Origin of the sequence: Rhizobium sp. Root1220 (genome assembly GCF_001426265.1) — a bacterium.
GTDB lineage: Bacteria > Pseudomonadota > Alphaproteobacteria > Rhizobiales > Rhizobiaceae > Rhizobium.
The window spans coordinates 195,156-210,049 of the sequence record NZ_LMDG01000002.1 but is presented as its reverse complement, the minus strand read 5'-3'; the positions used below and the strand labels follow the sequence as shown (position 1 = coordinate 210,049).

At 62.9% G+C, this 14,894-nt stretch carries 12 protein-coding genes, 1 tRNA gene and 1 pseudogene; 9 read left to right on the top strand and 5 right to left on the bottom strand.

Annotated elements, in window-relative coordinates; translation table 11 throughout:
* Window positions 1-11 precede the first annotated feature (11 nt).
* A tRNA-Met gene (locus ASC90_RS04075) sits at window positions 12-88 on the top strand.
* A gap of 99 nt (window positions 89-187) precedes the next feature.
* Here the strand turns inward: ASC90_RS04075 and ASC90_RS04070 are convergent.
* The 5 genes and pseudogenes from ASC90_RS04070 to ASC90_RS04050 form a co-directional block, all read right to left on the bottom strand.
* Window positions 188-748, bottom strand: a pseudogene (locus ASC90_RS04070) (LLM class flavin-dependent oxidoreductase); the annotation flags it as partial.
* A gap of 51 nt (window positions 749-799) precedes the next feature.
* Window positions 800-1,954, bottom strand: coding sequence for an acyl-CoA dehydrogenase family protein (locus tag ASC90_RS04065; protein ID WP_056535702.1), 1,155 nt, complete (start codon window positions 1,952-1,954; stop codon window positions 800-802).
* Window positions 1,955-1,973: 19 nt separating this feature from the next.
* Window positions 1,974-3,011, bottom strand: a complete 1,038-nt coding sequence (locus ASC90_RS04060) for an ABC transporter substrate-binding protein (RefSeq protein WP_056535700.1) — start codon at window positions 3,009-3,011, stop codon at window positions 1,974-1,976.
* A gap of 10 nt (window positions 3,012-3,021) precedes the next feature.
* Complete coding sequence (locus ASC90_RS04055) at window positions 3,022-4,200, bottom strand: LLM class flavin-dependent oxidoreductase (protein ID WP_056535698.1); 1,179 nt, start codon at window positions 4,198-4,200, stop codon at window positions 3,022-3,024.
* Between the two features lie 25 nt (window positions 4,201-4,225).
* Entirely contained in the window at window positions 4,226-5,833 is a 1,608-nt protein-coding gene (locus ASC90_RS04050; RefSeq protein ID WP_056535744.1) for an ABC transporter substrate-binding protein, read from the bottom strand.
* A gap of 273 nt (window positions 5,834-6,106) precedes the next feature.
* Between ASC90_RS04050 and ASC90_RS04045 the strand changes: the two genes are divergently transcribed.
* The 8 genes from ASC90_RS04045 (at window position 6,107) to ASC90_RS04010 (ending at window position 14,882) form a co-directional block, all read left to right on the top strand.
* Window positions 6,107-7,096: an ABC transporter permease gene (locus ASC90_RS04045; protein ID WP_056535696.1), complete on the top strand. Its 990-nt coding sequence runs from the start codon at window positions 6,107-6,109 to the stop codon at window positions 7,094-7,096.
* Entirely contained in the window at window positions 7,093-8,097 is a 1,005-nt protein-coding gene (locus tag ASC90_RS04040) for an ABC transporter permease (protein WP_056535693.1), read from the top strand. The genes ASC90_RS04045 and ASC90_RS04040 overlap by 4 nt, the downstream gene beginning before the upstream one ends.
* On the top strand, window positions 8,097-9,089 hold the full coding sequence (locus ASC90_RS04035) for an ABC transporter ATP-binding protein (protein WP_056535691.1): 993 nt from the start codon (window positions 8,097-8,099) through the stop codon (window positions 9,087-9,089). Before ASC90_RS04040 ends, ASC90_RS04035 begins: the two co-directional genes overlap by 1 nt.
* Entirely contained in the window at window positions 9,070-10,005 is a 936-nt protein-coding gene (locus ASC90_RS04030) for an oligopeptide/dipeptide ABC transporter ATP-binding protein (protein ID WP_056535688.1), read from the top strand. Before ASC90_RS04035 ends, ASC90_RS04030 begins: the two co-directional genes overlap by 20 nt.
* A gap of 13 nt (window positions 10,006-10,018) precedes the next feature.
* A complete protein-coding gene (locus ASC90_RS04025) occupies window positions 10,019-11,077 on the top strand; it encodes an aldo/keto reductase (RefSeq protein ID WP_056535685.1) in 1,059 nt (352 codons plus the stop codon).
* 76 nt (window positions 11,078-11,153) lie between these two features.
* Window positions 11,154-12,401 carry an acyl-CoA dehydrogenase family protein gene (locus tag ASC90_RS04020; protein ID WP_056535682.1) on the top strand — a complete coding sequence of 416 codons (1,248 nt, stop codon included), beginning with the start codon at window positions 11,154-11,156 and terminating at the stop codon, window positions 12,399-12,401.
* A 33-nt stretch (window positions 12,402-12,434) separates the two neighbouring features.
* Window positions 12,435-13,397 carry an amidohydrolase family protein gene (locus tag ASC90_RS04015; RefSeq protein WP_056535678.1) on the top strand — a complete coding sequence of 321 codons (963 nt, stop codon included), beginning with the start codon at window positions 12,435-12,437 and terminating at the stop codon, window positions 13,395-13,397.
* Between the two features lie 69 nt (window positions 13,398-13,466).
* Window positions 13,467-14,882, top strand: coding sequence for an FAD/NAD(P)-binding protein (locus ASC90_RS04010; RefSeq protein WP_056535675.1), 1,416 nt, complete (start codon window positions 13,467-13,469; stop codon window positions 14,880-14,882).
* Window positions 14,883-14,894 lie beyond the last annotated feature (12 nt).

Below are 14,894 nucleotides of genomic sequence, written 5' to 3'. Positions count from 1 at the left end.
AAACCTGGTAACGCGGGGTGGAGCAGCCCGGTAGCTCGTCAGGCTCATAACCTGAAGGCCGCAGGTTCAAATCCTGCCCCCGCAACCAACGAAACTTGCAAAATCAGCTCGATCATACACAGCCCTTCGCTAACCCGAAGGGCTTTTTGCGTGCGCAAAGCAGCTCAACGACCAGAGCCGATCATACGGCCGCCTCGGCGGCGGCGCCAAAATAGAGCTTGGGGTGACGACGGCCCCCCTTGGTTTCGATGCGTGGCATGACTGTCGATTTAGCGACGCCAAAATGCTCGCCGTCATGATTGACGTTCTCTTCGGTCCAGAGCCTGCGGACCAGCCGCGTAAACTCCTTTGTTCGGCCGTAGCGCTGTGCCTGGTCGCCCTCGTGGTCGCCATAGGCGGCGAGATTGTCGAGGCCGGAGACGATATTGACACGGACACGACCGCCGGTGAGAAGGTCGAGCGTCGCGGCGGCGGAGGCAAAGTTCGCCGGCCGCCAATAGCCCGGACGGATTGCGATCAACGGCTCGAACGTCCGCGTGCTTATCGCGAGCGCGGTCGCGACGGTGAACGTGTCGGGCCTACCCCATCCCATTCCGATGAGTGCCCCTTTCCAGCCATGGTCTTCGAGTGCCCTGGCATGCTCAGTCAACGTCGCCAGACTATTGTGGTTTTCCACTGCGTCATCGCCGCGGTGACCCGGCCTGGTGTCGTTCGGTATGTACCAGAGGAATTCGCTGTCGTTGCTCATAATCTGCCTGCATTCATGAAATCGAACAGGGAAGGCGCGCCGGTGGCTCAGCTATCGCGCTACGAGCCGGCCGAGCGCGCTGCGTGCGGCGATCGTTCTGATCATGTGGCTCTGCGGTGCATGCGAACGGGCGGTGATGGCGTCACGATGGTGGCGCTCCAGCTGAAAATCGCGATTGAGGCCGGGGTTCCCGGCGAGGTCGAGGGCGAGGCTGGTAATCGCAACCGCGTTGTCGATGACGACGTGGCGGACATGCATGCCGTCCATTCCCACGACCCGGCCGGCATCGACGTCCTCGCCAAGCGAGCGCAGCAAGCGGGCATTGGTTGCCAGCCGGACTTCAATCTCTCCCAAGCCATCCTGAATGCGCGGGACCGTGGATAGCGGAGCGCCGAGACTTGCCGGTGTATGGTGGGCGGCGAAGGCGAGCACGCGATCCCGGGCGGAAAGCGCCACGCCATGGTAGACCGCGCCGATCAGCGAGAAGAAGAAGGCTGTCGCGTGCTCCTCGCGGCGTAGCGGTTCCGAGGCAGGCTGGAATTCGACGATGTCGTCCAGTGGGATGACGACGTCATCGAGAATGATATCGTCGCTGGCCGTCGCGTGCATGCCGGCGGCATTCCATGCCTTTTCAATTCGCAGGCCGGGGCTGTCGGTGGGAACGAGGAAGGACGCCAGCCGGGGCTGATCCTCTTCTGTCAGCGCCAGCAGCGATACCCATTTGAGCACGGGTATGCCGGTCACGTAGCTCTTGTGGCCGGTGATGCGCCACACGTCGCCGTCGCGGCGCGCGATGGTCTCTGGCAGCGCGCCGTGTGCGGGAGAGCCGATGCGCGGCTCGGCCTGGGCGGCATTGATCAGCGCCGGGCCGAGCCGGTTGGCCGTCAGGACCCGGTCGGCAAGATGGGCCGGCCACTTCGCGAAGCGGCGCAGGCTGTAGTGGCTGTTATAGTGCATGGCCAGTACCAGCGCCGTCGAAGGCTCGCCACGCGCGATCTCGCTGATCACAGCTTGAGCCTCAGCGAGCCCGCCGCCATGGCCGCCATGCTCGCGCGCGGTGACCAGGCCGAGCAGGCCGGATTCGAAGAGACGGGTGAAATTCTCGAACGGGAAATCCCCCGTCTTATCGTAATGCGCGGCGCGTTCGGCGAAATCGATGGCGAGCCGCCGTGCCTTGTCCACCGGGTCGATTTTTTCCTGAAGCATGGTTTTTCAGTCTCCCGGTTCAGGCCACGGCGCGCCTGTTGAAGCCGTCGATATGACGACGGTCGACCCATTCAGCGATGTCGAAGTCGGCGGCGAGGTAGCCGAAATCGCGCAGGAAATCCTTGTAGTGGCCGATTGCATCGACCAGCTCGGGCTGCAGCCCAAGGCCAAGGTGCTTGTGGATGTCAGGGCCATTGGCGGCGAGAACCTGCTCTTCCGTGGCGCCTGCCTCGCGGGCGACGAAACGTCTCGTTTCCTCGGGATGAGCTTCGGCCCATGCGCTTGCCTTGAAGATCGATTCCAGCAGGCGGGTGACGAGATCCGGCCGTTCGTCGGCCAGCAGTTCATCCACCGTCAGCACCCGCGGCGAGCCGGAGTTGATGCGGATCTTCGGATCGGGATGAAAGCCGAACTCGGCCACCTGGACCGCGCCGATGAGGTTGGCGACGTTGATCCCAGCCGTGCCCTTCACATAGATGGCATCGACGTCGCCGCGAATGAGGGCCGCGACCTCCTCGCCATAGGCCTGCCGGCGCTTCAGCCCGAACAGCGATGAGCCTTCCTGCGTCGACAGTACGGACTCAGAAAGCGCGATATCGACGATCTCGACATCGCCGATCACCAAGCCTTCGAGCGAGAGGGCGGAGATAAGCCCCTTCAATGCGGTGGCTCGCATGAAGTCGACGATACCTTCCGGCCGGCGGGCGATGCCGAAGCGGCGACCCTTCAGGTCCCTGGTGGCCTTGATGCCGGTGTCCGGCAGCGTGATGATCGCCTGAAACTCGTCGGTCCAGGTGATGCCGACCAGCCGTGTCTTGCGTCCCTCGGAACGGGCGCGGATCGGCGGGACATTGCCGCCATGGCGGAACGACCAGTCGAGCGTGTGGTTGAAATGGCTCTGGCGGATGTTGCGATCCGGTGAATCGATGATCGACTTCAGTGTCACGCCGTCTTTGCGGAAGTTTTCCTCGAGATAACCGAGTTGCGCGGCAAGGCCGACGGGCGTCGGCACCGGGCAGCGCGTGTACCAGATTTCGGAAATGGCATTACGTGTCATGGCGTTTCTCCTAGTGGCGCAGGCCGGCCTGTTTCATCAGCGGCAGGACGTCCGAGCCGAAGAATTCGAGGTCGTCGCGGAAGTCGAAGAAGCTGAGCTGCAGGCCATCGACGCCGGCTTCCTTCAGCTTGACGAACTGATCGACCACCTGTTCAGGCGAGCCGATGACGCGGATATTGCCGCCGATGGCGCGGTAGGGATCCTGCGGATCACGGCCCTTCCAGGCCTGCGCGTCCGAGTTCAGCGACTGGAAGCCTTGCGGCGAACGCTGGTCTGCGTGGGCAACGATACGGTCGGCCAGTTCCCACGCTTCCTTCTCCGTCGGCCGGCAGATCACCATCGGATTGAGCAGGGTGCGCACGGTGCGGCCGACGCCGATTGCCGCGTCCTTGACGCGTTTCGTGTGCGCCGGCAGAGATTCCAGCGCGCTGTCGATGTCGGCACCGGTCGGACTGGTGATGAAGACGATATCCGAGTAGCGACCGGCAAAGGCAATGCCGGCATCGGAGCCAGTGGCGTTGACGAGGATCGGGCGACCGAAATTAGGCTTCGGCGTCACGAAGCCGCCCCCGAGCTTCCAGCTGCTTTCGCCTTCGAAGGAGAAGTTCTCGCTGTCGCTCCAGAGGCGTTGAACGACTTCGAGGAATTCGGCGGCCAGTTCGTAGCGCTTGTCGTGCTCGATGCGTGGCCAGCCGAACATCTCGTGCTCGACTGCCCGGTGGCCGGTGACCACGTTGATGCCCCAGCGCCCGCCGGTGATATGGTCGAGCGTTGCCCCGAATTTCGCCAGATGCAGCGGATGCCACGGGCCGTAAAGCACATGCATGGTAGAGATCAGCATGATCTTCTTCGTGAGGCCCGCCAGTGCTGCGGTCGATACGAAGCTGTCGAGCGCATGGCCGTCGAAGACGCCGCCATAGCCGCCTTTCGGTAGCCATTGCGACAGCGCGAAGACGAGATCGAAGCCAAGCTCCTCGGCCCTGAGCGTCAAGGCCTTGTTGTAGTCGAAGCGCCAGTCGGTCGATCGTTCAAGCGTCGATTGCGTCCAGCCGCCGGCCTGGATCGGCAGGAAGAGGCCGAGCAGGACGGGCTGTTTCAGCGCCTGCGACAGCGGGCTGTCAGGGAAATCGGTCGGGGCGGCGAATTTCGGCAGGCCGACGATTGATCCGGGCGGGTGTTGAATGGACATGGATAGGCTCCCGTTTGCTGGACGATCAGGATGCTGCGACGTAGGCAAAGGCGAGGCTGCCTGCGACGCCTTCGCCACCGACCGTGTGATCGGAGATGCGCTTGTTGTAGATCGTCAGTTCCGGCTGGCTGACGATGTCGATGGCCGGGACGTCCTCGACGAGGATCTGCTGGATCTCGCGCCACTGCTCGACGCGCTTCTTCGGATCGACCTCGATGGCGGCTGCCTCGAGGAGTTCGTCGACCTTGGGGTTGCTGTAGGCAGCGCCGTTCGAAAAGGGGACGCCCGGCTTGAAGTTCTTGCTCCAGTAGAGGCGTTGCACGCCGACTGTCGGGTCGAAGAGGTTGCTCATGCCCTCGAAAGCGAAGTCGAAGTCGCGATCAGTGTAGATGCGCTTCGTATAGGTCGCGAAATCCTGGCTGCGAACGGTGGCGTTGATACCGACCTTGGCCAATGCCTGGCGGATATACTCGGAGCCGCGCGGATAGGTTTCTCCACTCGGCACGTAGTCGAGATTGATACTGGCGCGGATGCCATCGGCGCCGCGCGGATAGCCAGCCTCATCAAGGAGCTTCTCGGCTGCGGCGAGATCGATCGGATAGGTCTTGAGGTCCGGCACGTACCATTTTGCAAGGTTTGGATTGATCGGGCCGGGGATGGCGGCGCCGTAGCCGTAGTTGATGGTGTTGAGGATGACGTTGCGATCGATCACGTGGGCGAAGGCCCGGCGTACCCGCACGTCCTTGAAGAACGGGCGCTCGAGGTTGAACTCGATGCGGCTGACGCCGTTCTGGTACTGATAGCCATTGGTCTCGAAAGCCAGCCCTTCGGCGCTCTGCAGCCGTTCGAGGTCGCTGAGCGGCACAGGCGTCGAGGGCGCGAGATCGATTTCGCCGGTCTCGATCGCGATCGAGCGAGCGGCAGCATCAGGAATGAAGCGGATGATCAGTTGGTCGAGATAGGGGAGGGGCTGATCCCAGTAATCGGGGTTGCGCTCATAGACGAGATGGCTGCCGCGCACCCATTCCTTGAACTTGAAGGGACCGGTGCCGATCGGCGCCAGATTGGCGGGGTTCTCGGCGACCTTGGTTCCCTCATAGATGTGGCGTGGCACGATCGGCGTTTCGGAGGCGGCAAGAGCCGTGATCAGATAAGGCGCCGGCTTTGACAGTTTGAGGATAGCCGTCTGCGCGTCGGGCGTTTCGATGTCGACGAGATTGAGGAATGTGTTGCGCCCGCGCGGATGAACTTCCTTCAGCGTCTTGATCGAAAAGGCGACGTCGGCGGAGGTGAAGGGCTGACCGTCATGCCATTTCACACCTTCGCGCAACTTGAAGGCATAGGTCAGGCCATCGGGGCTGACGGTCCACTCTTTGGCCAGCAGCGGTTTTGGATTGAGCTCGAAGTCGTAGGTCAGGAGGCCTTCCGTGGTCTTCGGCGAGACGTAGACCGCATTGTAGGCCGTATGGGCGATCGTTGTCAGGACAGGTGGCTCGGCTGCCAGAAGGAGCGTTGCCGTGCCGCCGCGCGTGGCGGCCGCCGCAAAGGCCGGAAGCCGGGCTGTTGCGGTAACGCCGAGTGCGACCGAGGCCAGGAGAAAGCTGCGGCGTGTGGGTGCAGGGAATAGAGTCATCTTGTTCAACCCTCATCATCTCGGGGCCATCGCGGCCCGCTCAGTGCCATTCCGCAGATCGATCCTGCTTTAGAGATTTTTGCCCCATCATTGCTGCGAAGTGGCATAAAATTCTTTCACGTCACGATATACGGTATTATGTTTCTAGAAGATCGCTATAAGGCGATGTTGTTGGAAATATTTACCAATATGGATTTGACAAAACCCACAGAATTAGTCAACTACTAAGCGACAAGACGAGGTGAAATCTTTTCAGATCGCGGGGTAGGGCACATGTCGGCTTACAGGCGGATCGGTCGAACGATCAGCAGGACGATCATCCAGGCCGTGCCTACGATGCTCGGGATCGTCATCTTGAATTTCTTCCTGTTGAAGCTTGCGCCCGGCGATGCGGCCGATGTGATGGCGGCGGAATCTGGATCGGCAACGGTCGAGACGATGGCTGCGCTGCGAGAGCGGTTCGGGCTCGACAATCCGATCCTGGTTCAGCTCGCCAACTACCTGAACAACCTCGCACATTTCAGTCTCGGCTTCTCACCGCGCTACGGCATGTCGGTTGCCGATCTGATCGGCCAGCGTTTGCCGGGCACGCTTCTCCTCATGCTGACGGCGTTGGCCATCGCGATCGCGGTCGGCCTGTTGTTGGGTTCGCTGATGGCAACCTTCTCCGGGCGCTTGCCTGACCGGATCATCTCGGTTGTTTCGCTGCTATTCTATTCAATCCCAGGCTTCTGGATCGGCCTGATGCTGATCCTTCTTTTTTCGGTGAAGCTTGGCTGGCTGCCGAGCGGCGGTGACAGCACGATCGGCTCGCGGCTGACGGGTCTGCCGGCACTGCTCGACAGATTGCGTTACATGGTGTTGCCGGCAACCTCGCTCGCACTCTTCTATCTCGCGATCTATGCCCGGCTGACGCGCGCCTCCATGCTTGAAGTCAAGTCGCAGGATTTCGTGCGCACAGCGCGCGCCAAGGGCGTCTCGCCCTTCGTACTGACCACGCGACACGTGCTTCGCAACGCTCTCATCCCGATCACGACCTTGGCCGGAATGCACTTCGGGGGCATGCTCGGCGGGGCGGTGGTGGTCGAGACAGTCTATAGCTGGCCGGGGCTCGGGCGCCTTGCTTTCGAAGCCGTCATGGCGCGCGATTTCAGCGTACTGCTTGGCATCCTTCTGCTTTCATCCTTCCTCGTGATCGTCGCCAACGCGGTCGTCGACCTTCTGCAGGCGTGGATCGATCCCCGAATTGGAGCAAGCCGATGAACAGTCAGAAACTTGGAACACTGGCCGGCCGGGCGATCGATTTTGCGCCTCAGACAAAGACCGAGACCAGCCAATCGACAGCGGAAGTGCCCAAGCAGCCGCGCTGGACGCATATCCACGCGCCTGACGTGCGCGCCTCCGTCTCGGGCACGGCCTGGCGCGGCATGCGTCGCGAGCTGAAGATCTTCCTCGGCAACTACAACGCGCTTTTCGGCACGGGCATTCTGTTACTTGTCGCTCTGTCGGCGCTGTTTGCACCGCTTCTCTTTCCAGGCGACCCGCTCGAGATGGTGGCGCGACCCTTCCTATGGCCCGGGCAGAATCCGGCCTATCCGCTCGGCACGGATTCTATGGGCCGCAACGTGCTCGCCGGCATCGTCCATGGCGCGCGGATATCGCTTACCGTGGGTCTCGCGGCCACCGCGCTGGGGCTGACCGTCGGGATCGTCGTGGGGGCCGTTGCCGGCTATTTCGGTGGCTGGATCGACACTGTGCTGGTCAAGTTCATCGAGATTTTCCAGACCATTCCGAGTTTCGTGTTGCTTGTCGTTCTCGTGGCGATCGCCCAGCCGACGACGGGAACCGTGACCATAGCAATCGCGATCGTCAGCTGGCCGACGGTAGCGCGGCTGACGCGCGCGGAATTCCGGGCCATCCGTGAGAAGGACTATGTGCAGGCCGCCCGCAGCTTGGGCTTCGGCCATGCCCGCATCATCTTCCGCGAGATTCTTCCCAATGCGCTGCCGCCGCTGATCGTTACGTCCTCTGTAATGGTGGCGAGTGCGATCCTGATGGAATCGGCGCTCTCCTTCATGGGGCTTGGCGATCCCAACCGCGTCTCCTGGGGCTCGATGATCGGTGCCGGACGCGATGTGATCCGCACCGCCTGGTACCTGACGGCATTGCCGGGTCTGGCGATCGTCTTCACCGTGCTTGCGCTCAACCTGATCGGCGACGGCTTGAACGATGCGCTCAATCCGCGCTTCTCGGAGGAACGCTGATGGCCAAGCTTCTGGAGGTTTCCGATTTCTCTGTGGGCTTCGGGTCGGCCGAACCTGTGAAGGGCGTCAGCTTTTCCACCAATCCGGGCGAGATGCTGGCCATCGTCGGAGAATCCGGCTCCGGCAAGTCGTTGACTGCGCTCGGGCTGATGGGCTTGTTGCCGCGGCACGCGCGGGCCGGCGGACAGATCCGCTTTGATGGCCGAGATCTTGTCGGGCTTCAGGAAAGAGAATTGCGCCGGATCCGTGGCCGCGACATCGCCATGATCTTTCAGGAGCCGATGACATCACTCAATCCGGTGCTGACGATCGGCGATCAGATTATCGAAGTGCTGCGCATTCATGAGGATCTCAGCCGGCGTCAGGCTAGGGAGCGCGCCATTGCACTGCTTGATCTCGTCAGCATTCCCGAGGCCCGCCGTCGTATCGACGACTATCCGCACCAGCTGTCTGGCGGCATGCGCCAGCGGGTGATGATTGCGATTGCGGTCGCCTGCAATCCGAAACTGCTAATCGCCGACGAGGCGACGACGGCGCTCGACGTGACGATCCAGGCGCAGGTGCTGCAGCTGCTCGATAATCTTCGTGTGCAGCTGAACATGGCCGTCATCCTGATCACCCACGATCTCGGTATCGTCGCGCAATGGGCCGATCGCGTCGTCGTCATGTATGCAGGGCGCAAGATCGAGGAGGGGCTGCCGGGCGAGGTGTTCGAGAAGCCTTACCACCCCTATACCAATGGCCTCCTGTCGGCATCGCCACGCCTGAAGGCCGATTACCACTATCGCGACGGGCCACTCACGGAAATCCCGGGCTCGATCGTTTCGGCGGCCGGCGAGAAGGGCTGTTCGTTCCGCCCACGCTGTCCGGTGGCGCGACCTTCCTGCGCTTCCGTGGTGCCGCAGCTCATCGCACTGCCGGCTGGCCGGCAGGTGGCGTGCCCCTATGTTCCAGCCATTGCGGAGAAGGCTCATGTCGCTTCTGTCGGTTGATCGGCTCTCGACGCATTACCCCGGGGCTTCCGGCACGGTTCGCGCCGTCGACGGTGTCTCGCTTGACATCGCCGAAGGCGAGACGGTGGCGCTGGTCGGCGAATCCGGTTGCGGCAAGTCCACGCTCGGCAAATCATTAGTACGGCTTGTCGATCCGTCGTCCGGGAACGTCACCTTCAAGGGCAGGGACGTCACCGCCATGGCGGGACGCGAACTGCAGTCGGTCCGGCGCAGTATCCAGATGATCTTCCAGGATCCCTTCGCCTCTCTCAACCCGAGGCAGACGATACGCACGATCCTGACGGCGCCGCTTGCGGTCCATGGCATTGGGGAGCGCAAGCAACGCGAAGCAATCGCTGCCCGGATGGTCGAGCATGTCGGCCTGCCAGCGGATTCGCTCGATCGCTTTCCGCACGAGTTCTCGGGTGGCCAGCGCCAGCGGATCGGTATCGCACGCGCCTTGATCCTCCAGCCGGAACTGGTGATCTGCGACGAGCCCGTCTCGGCGCTCGACCTGTCGATCCAGGCGCAGATCCTCAACCTGCTGGTCGATATGAAGACGGAGCTGTCGCTCTCCTATCTCTTCATTTCCCATGATCTCTCGGTCGTGCGCTATTTCGCCGATCGCGTGCTCGTCATGTATCTCGGCCGCATCGTCGAGAGTGCTCCGACGAGCGAGTTGTGGACGGGCGCCAAGCATCCCTACACGCAGGCGCTGCTCGCAGCGGTGCCCGATCCGTCGCGGCGCAAGCAGGCCGCGCCGATCACCGGCGATCTGCCAAGCCCGCACAATCCACCTTCCGGCTGCCGTTTTCATACGCGCTGTCCGCTCGCCACAGATATCTGCCGGGCTGAAGACCCGGCGTTCCGCCAGTTCGGCAGCAGCCATGCCGCTGCCTGCCATCACGCTCAGTAAGAAGGAGAATACAATGGTCGATTATCGCTATCTCGGGCGCAGCGCGCTCAAGGTGTCACCGCTCAGCCTGGGAACGATGATGTTCGGTGGCCCAACGCCCGACGACGTCGCGTTCCGCATCATCGACAAGGCGCGCGAGCAGGGGATCAACTTCATCGACACGGCCGATGTCTATCACGACGGCAAATCCGAAGAGGTTGTCGGCAAGGGTATCAAGGCGCATCGTGACCACTGGGTGCTGGCGACGAAGTTCGTCAATTCGCACAAGAAAGGCCCGAACCTCGGTGGTCATTCCCGCAAGTGGGTGATCGAGACCGTGGAGAACTCGCTCCGTCGCCTCAACACCGACTATATCGACATCCTCTACTTCCACCGCGCCGTCTTCGACGCACCGCTGGAAGAACCGGTTCGTGCGATAGCCGACCTTATCCGCGCCGGAAAGCTGCGTTACTTCGGTGTCTCGAACTTCCGTGGCTGGCGTATCGCGGAGATCGCACAGCTTGCCGATGAACTCGGCATCGACCGTCCGGTGGCAAGCCAGCCGCTGTATAACATCGTCAACCGTACCGCTGAAGCCGAGCAGCTGCCGGCTGCTCATCACTATGGTCTCGGCGTCGTCTCTTACTCGCCGCTTGCCCGTGGCGTCCTGACCGGCAAGTACGAGCCGGGCAAGGAGCCGGCCGCCGATACCCGCGCCGGTCGTGGCGACAAGCGCATCCTCGAGACCGAATGGCGGCCTGAATCGATCGCTATCGCGTCCGAGATCGCGGCGCACGCCACCCGCAAGGGGATTTCGCCGACCGAGTTCGCGCTTGCCTGGGTGCTGAACAACAAGCTGATCTCGGCCGCGATCACCGGCCCACGCACCGAGGAGCATTGGGACAGCTACATCCGCGCACTTGATGTCAAGCTCGATGCCGAGGACGAGGCGCTGGTCGACCGACTGGTCACGACAGGTCATCCCTCGACCGCAGGCTTCAACGATCCGAGCCATCCGGTCGAGGGCCGGGTGCCGCGTAGTGCTGCCGGTGGTGCCGACAATGTCGTGCCGCTGACACGCGCAGTCGCCTGATCTGACGATCATGGCATAGGGGATCCGCCGCGCTGGCGGATCCCTCCATCTCTTTCCCTGCCGAGAAGGTTCCCGCATGCCGAATACCGCTCCTTCAGCACTGACCGCTACGCCCGCGCCTGCGCAGGAGGGCGGCGATCTCTCGGCGCTGCTTGCGAAAATCCCTGATCTGACAGCGGAAATATCGAAAGAGGCGGCCAAGCGTGATTTGGAGCGGGAGCTTCCCTTCGAAGCCTTCCGGCTGTTCAAGGAAGCGGGGCTCGGCGCGCTACGTATTCCGGCCGCGCTCGGTGGCCCCGGCGGCTCGGTTGCGGATTACATCGACATGATCATGGCGATTGGGGCGGCGGATTCGAATGTCGCACATGCCCTGCGCAGCCACTTCAACTTTACCGAAAACCTTATTCTTACTCCCAACACCGCCATCGATCGCACGCAGCTCCGCCGCGTTCTCTCCGGAAAGCTCTTCGGCGGTGCGCACACGGAGCAGGGCACCAAGCGCCCTGGCGAAGTGACGACGCTGCTGACGAAATCAGGCGATCACTACCGGCTTAACGGCCGCAAATGGTATGCGACGGGAACGGCATTTTCGGACTTCGCCTCCTTCAGCGCGAAGAACGACGAAGGCACGTTCGTGGGCGTTCTGCTGCCCGTCGATCGCCCCGGCATTTCCATTCTCGACGACTGGGATGGCATGGGCCAGCGGCTGACGGCAAGCGGTGGCGTCCTGCTCGAAAATGTCGAGGTTCTGCCGCACGAGATTTCCACGCGCGGGCTCAACACGCTGGTCGGTCGCCACACCTCGACCTTGCGGCAGCTTCACCTCGCTGCCTCGATGGCGGGCGCTGTGCGCGGCGTGCTGGCCGAGGGGACGGAGTATGTCCGCCGGCAGGCGCGCTCGGCGGCCCATAGCGCGGCCGAAACCGCCAATGCCGATCCCTTCGTGCAGAAGATTCTCGGGGAGATCGCCGCCGGCTCCTTTGCCGTCGATACGCTGATCCGCGAAAGCGCCCGCGCGCTGGACAGAACGGCCGCTGCGTTCAGCGCGAACGATCCGCAGACGATCGAGACCGCCCTGATCGAGAGCGCGTTGGCGACCGCCCGGACGCAGATCGTCGCCTCGCAAATCGCGCTTGCCGCCGCCACCAACGTCTTCGAACTCGGCGGCGGCTCCGCGACGTCGAGTCATCTCAATCTCGACCGGCACTGGCGCAACATCCGGACGGTGCTCAACCATAACCCGCTGCTGCACAAGGCGCGCGTGGTCGGCGATTTCTACATCAACGGAACCACGACGCACCTGGAGGAAGGCAAGGTCTTCTAAGGCCTGCCGCGCAGCGATTGTCACGGAGACACCATGAGCAAGCTCGATATCGTCGATTTCCATACGCATTTCCTGCCGGAGGGCTGGGAAGTCTATCGCGCGCCGGGTCGCCCGCTCGATCCGCTCTGGGCGCGGATCGGCACGAAGATCTCCGATATCGATGCGCTGATCGCCGACAGCGATGCGGCCGGCATATCGCGGCGGGTGATTGGCGTTGCCCTCTCCATGGTCGCGGCGCCCGATGCGGATCTCGGCGCAGTCAGCCGCCGGCTGAACGACGATCTCGCGGCGACGGTGGCGCGCCATCCGGATCGGCTTTTCGCCTTGGCAACTGTCGACGCATTTGGCGGTGAGGCTGCCGCCGCCGAGGCGCGACGCGCCATCGTCGACCTCAATCTGTCCGGTCTGTTTCTCGACAGTGCAAAGGGCGACAGGCTGATCGATGCGCCGGAGGCTAGGCCTGTGCTGCGGGTCGCCGCAGAACTCGGCGTTCCCGTCTTCCTGCATCCCATCAATCCCGATCCGCTTACGACGCAGCTGTCCGGCCTTGGCAGGCTCGGCACCCGCCTGAGCCGGGGCACAATCAACGCCGCCGCCGCGATCTCGCTGGTGACATCGGGCGTCTTCGAGGAGTTGCCGGACCTTCGGGTCGTCATCACCGCACTCGGGGTTTCGGCGCTTGCGCTGACCGGCCCCTTTGGCGAACTGCCTTCCATTTTTGCGGACGCTCCGGAGGGCAAGCGACGTCATCTCTATATCGACATCATGCCGTCGGAAGCGCGGTTCATTCGCTTCGTGACCAGCCTCGTTGACGCCGATCACGTGCTGACCGGCAGTGACTGGCCGATTCTCGGATACGACCCGACGCAGGATGGACTGGCTGCTGCCTTTAAGGAGGCCGGATTGAGCGCGCATGAGGCGGAGCTGATTGCCAGCCGCAATGCCCTCGAACTTCTGAAAGGTCATCGCCGCAACCGCGACCGGCTGATCGCATAACGGCGCGTCAGCCCATTTTCATAGGCCGTCATATCACGCCCTATCGACACCGATGGGAGAGGAGGTCCATTGCGCATCGATCGTATTCCGCATCACTCCGTTGCCATCGTTGGGGGCGGCTTTGCCGGCGCGCTGACCGCGCTCAAGCTGCTCGACCGAACCGAAGTGCCCCTGGCGATCACCATCATTGAACGGCGCGAGGAGCTCGGCCGCGGCATCGCCTATAGCACGCCAGAGCCGGTTCATCTCGTCAACGGACCGGCGGAGATCTTCTCCCTCCATCCCGAAGACCCAGGGCATCTTTCGCGCTGGCTTGTCGAAAACGGGCCCGCCAATGGCTGGACGCCGCCTGCCGAGGCGGGCTCAAGCAGCCCGCCGCGCTATCTCTACGGTACCTATGTTCGCGACGAACTCGCGCGTGCGGTGGCAAACGCGCGGCTTGGCTCGACCTTGCGGCATATCCGGTCCTCAGCCTCAGCACTCGTGGCTGCGCCGAACCGAATCCGGATCACGACCGCCGACGGCGCCGTCGTGGAGACTGACGAGGCCATCCTGGCCCTTGGCGCCTTCCAACCTCGGCTGTCGGCAACCGAATCCCAGCTTGCCGGCCATCCGCGCTTTGCTGCCAATCCCTGGGACGCACGCGCGCTCGATCGCCTGGTCGACTGCCATGAAATCCTGCTGATCGGTTCAAGTCTGTCGATGGTCGATGCCATCGCCAGCATGGAGGCAAGAGGTTATCGTGGGCGCTACCGGGTGATATCCCGTCGTGGCCAGTTCGTGGAGGGGCGCAGGACGGTCGACGCGGCACGCGACTTTCTGGCCGACGGCCCCTTGCCGGTCACCGCGCGCGAACTGCTATCGCGGGTCAAGGCGGAGCGACGGGAGATTTCGGCCCATGGCGCGGACTGGCAGGGGCTGCCGCTGGCGATCCGCCCTCACATCCTCTCGCTATGGCAGGGTGCGAGCGATCGCGAACGGCTGCGGTTCACCAGGCATCTCAGAGCGTTCTGGGATGTGACGGCGCACCGCTCGGCGCCGGAAAGCCACCAGGTCGTCGACAGTGTCATTTCGGAAGGCCGGCTGGAGCACGGCCGCGCCCGCATCCTCGGATTTGCCGTCGAAGGCAGCGATATCGCAGCCAGGCTGAAGACGGGAGTGGACGTCGAGACCGTTTCGTTCGATGGGGTGATCGATTGCCGTGGTCATCAGTTGCATGATTGGCGCCGCGTCTCCGATCCATTCGTGAAGGGCCTGCTCGCAAGCGGCGAGGTTCGCCCCCACAGCACTGGCTATGGCATCGATGCGACGCCTGCGGGAGACCTCATCAACGAGGAAGGCCTTGTTCATCGGAATCTCAGTGCCATCGGGCATCCGCTGCGTGGCGTCGCGTGGGAATCGAGTTCGATCACCGAGCAGCGTACCCAGGCGATTGCGCTTGCTGATCGCATCCTCGCGAAATTTACGCCGATCCGGATCGCCTGATCTCATCGCAAA

Excerpts from the sequence above, each read along its gene's own strand:
- ASC90_RS04065 (WP_056535702.1), bottom strand. The coding sequence starts at position 1,954 with ATGCTTCAGGAAAAAATCGACCCGGTGGACAAGGCACGGCGGCTCGCC.
- ASC90_RS04060 (WP_056535700.1), bottom strand. The coding sequence starts at position 3,011 with ATGACACGTAATGCCATTTCCGAAATCTGGTACACGCGCTGCCCGGTG.
- ASC90_RS04055 (WP_056535698.1), bottom strand. The coding sequence starts at position 4,200 with ATGTCCATTCAACACCCGCCCGGATCAATCGTCGGCCTGCCGAAATTC.
- ASC90_RS04050 (WP_056535744.1), bottom strand. The coding sequence starts at position 5,833 with ATGACTCTATTCCCTGCACCCACACGCCGCAGCTTTCTCCTGGCCTCG.
- ASC90_RS04045 (WP_056535696.1), top strand. The coding sequence starts at position 6,107 with ATGTCGGCTTACAGGCGGATCGGTCGAACGATCAGCAGGACGATCATC.
- ASC90_RS04040 (WP_056535693.1), top strand. The coding sequence starts at position 7,093 with ATGAACAGTCAGAAACTTGGAACACTGGCCGGCCGGGCGATCGATTTT.
- ASC90_RS04035 (WP_056535691.1), top strand. The coding sequence starts at position 8,097 with ATGGCCAAGCTTCTGGAGGTTTCCGATTTCTCTGTGGGCTTCGGGTCG.
- ASC90_RS04030 (WP_056535688.1), top strand. The coding sequence starts at position 9,070 with ATGTCGCTTCTGTCGGTTGATCGGCTCTCGACGCATTACCCCGGGGCT.
- ASC90_RS04025 (WP_056535685.1), top strand. The coding sequence starts at position 10,019 with ATGGTCGATTATCGCTATCTCGGGCGCAGCGCGCTCAAGGTGTCACCG.
- ASC90_RS04020 (WP_056535682.1), top strand. The coding sequence starts at position 11,154 with ATGCCGAATACCGCTCCTTCAGCACTGACCGCTACGCCCGCGCCTGCG.
- ASC90_RS04015 (WP_056535678.1), top strand. The coding sequence starts at position 12,435 with ATGAGCAAGCTCGATATCGTCGATTTCCATACGCATTTCCTGCCGGAG.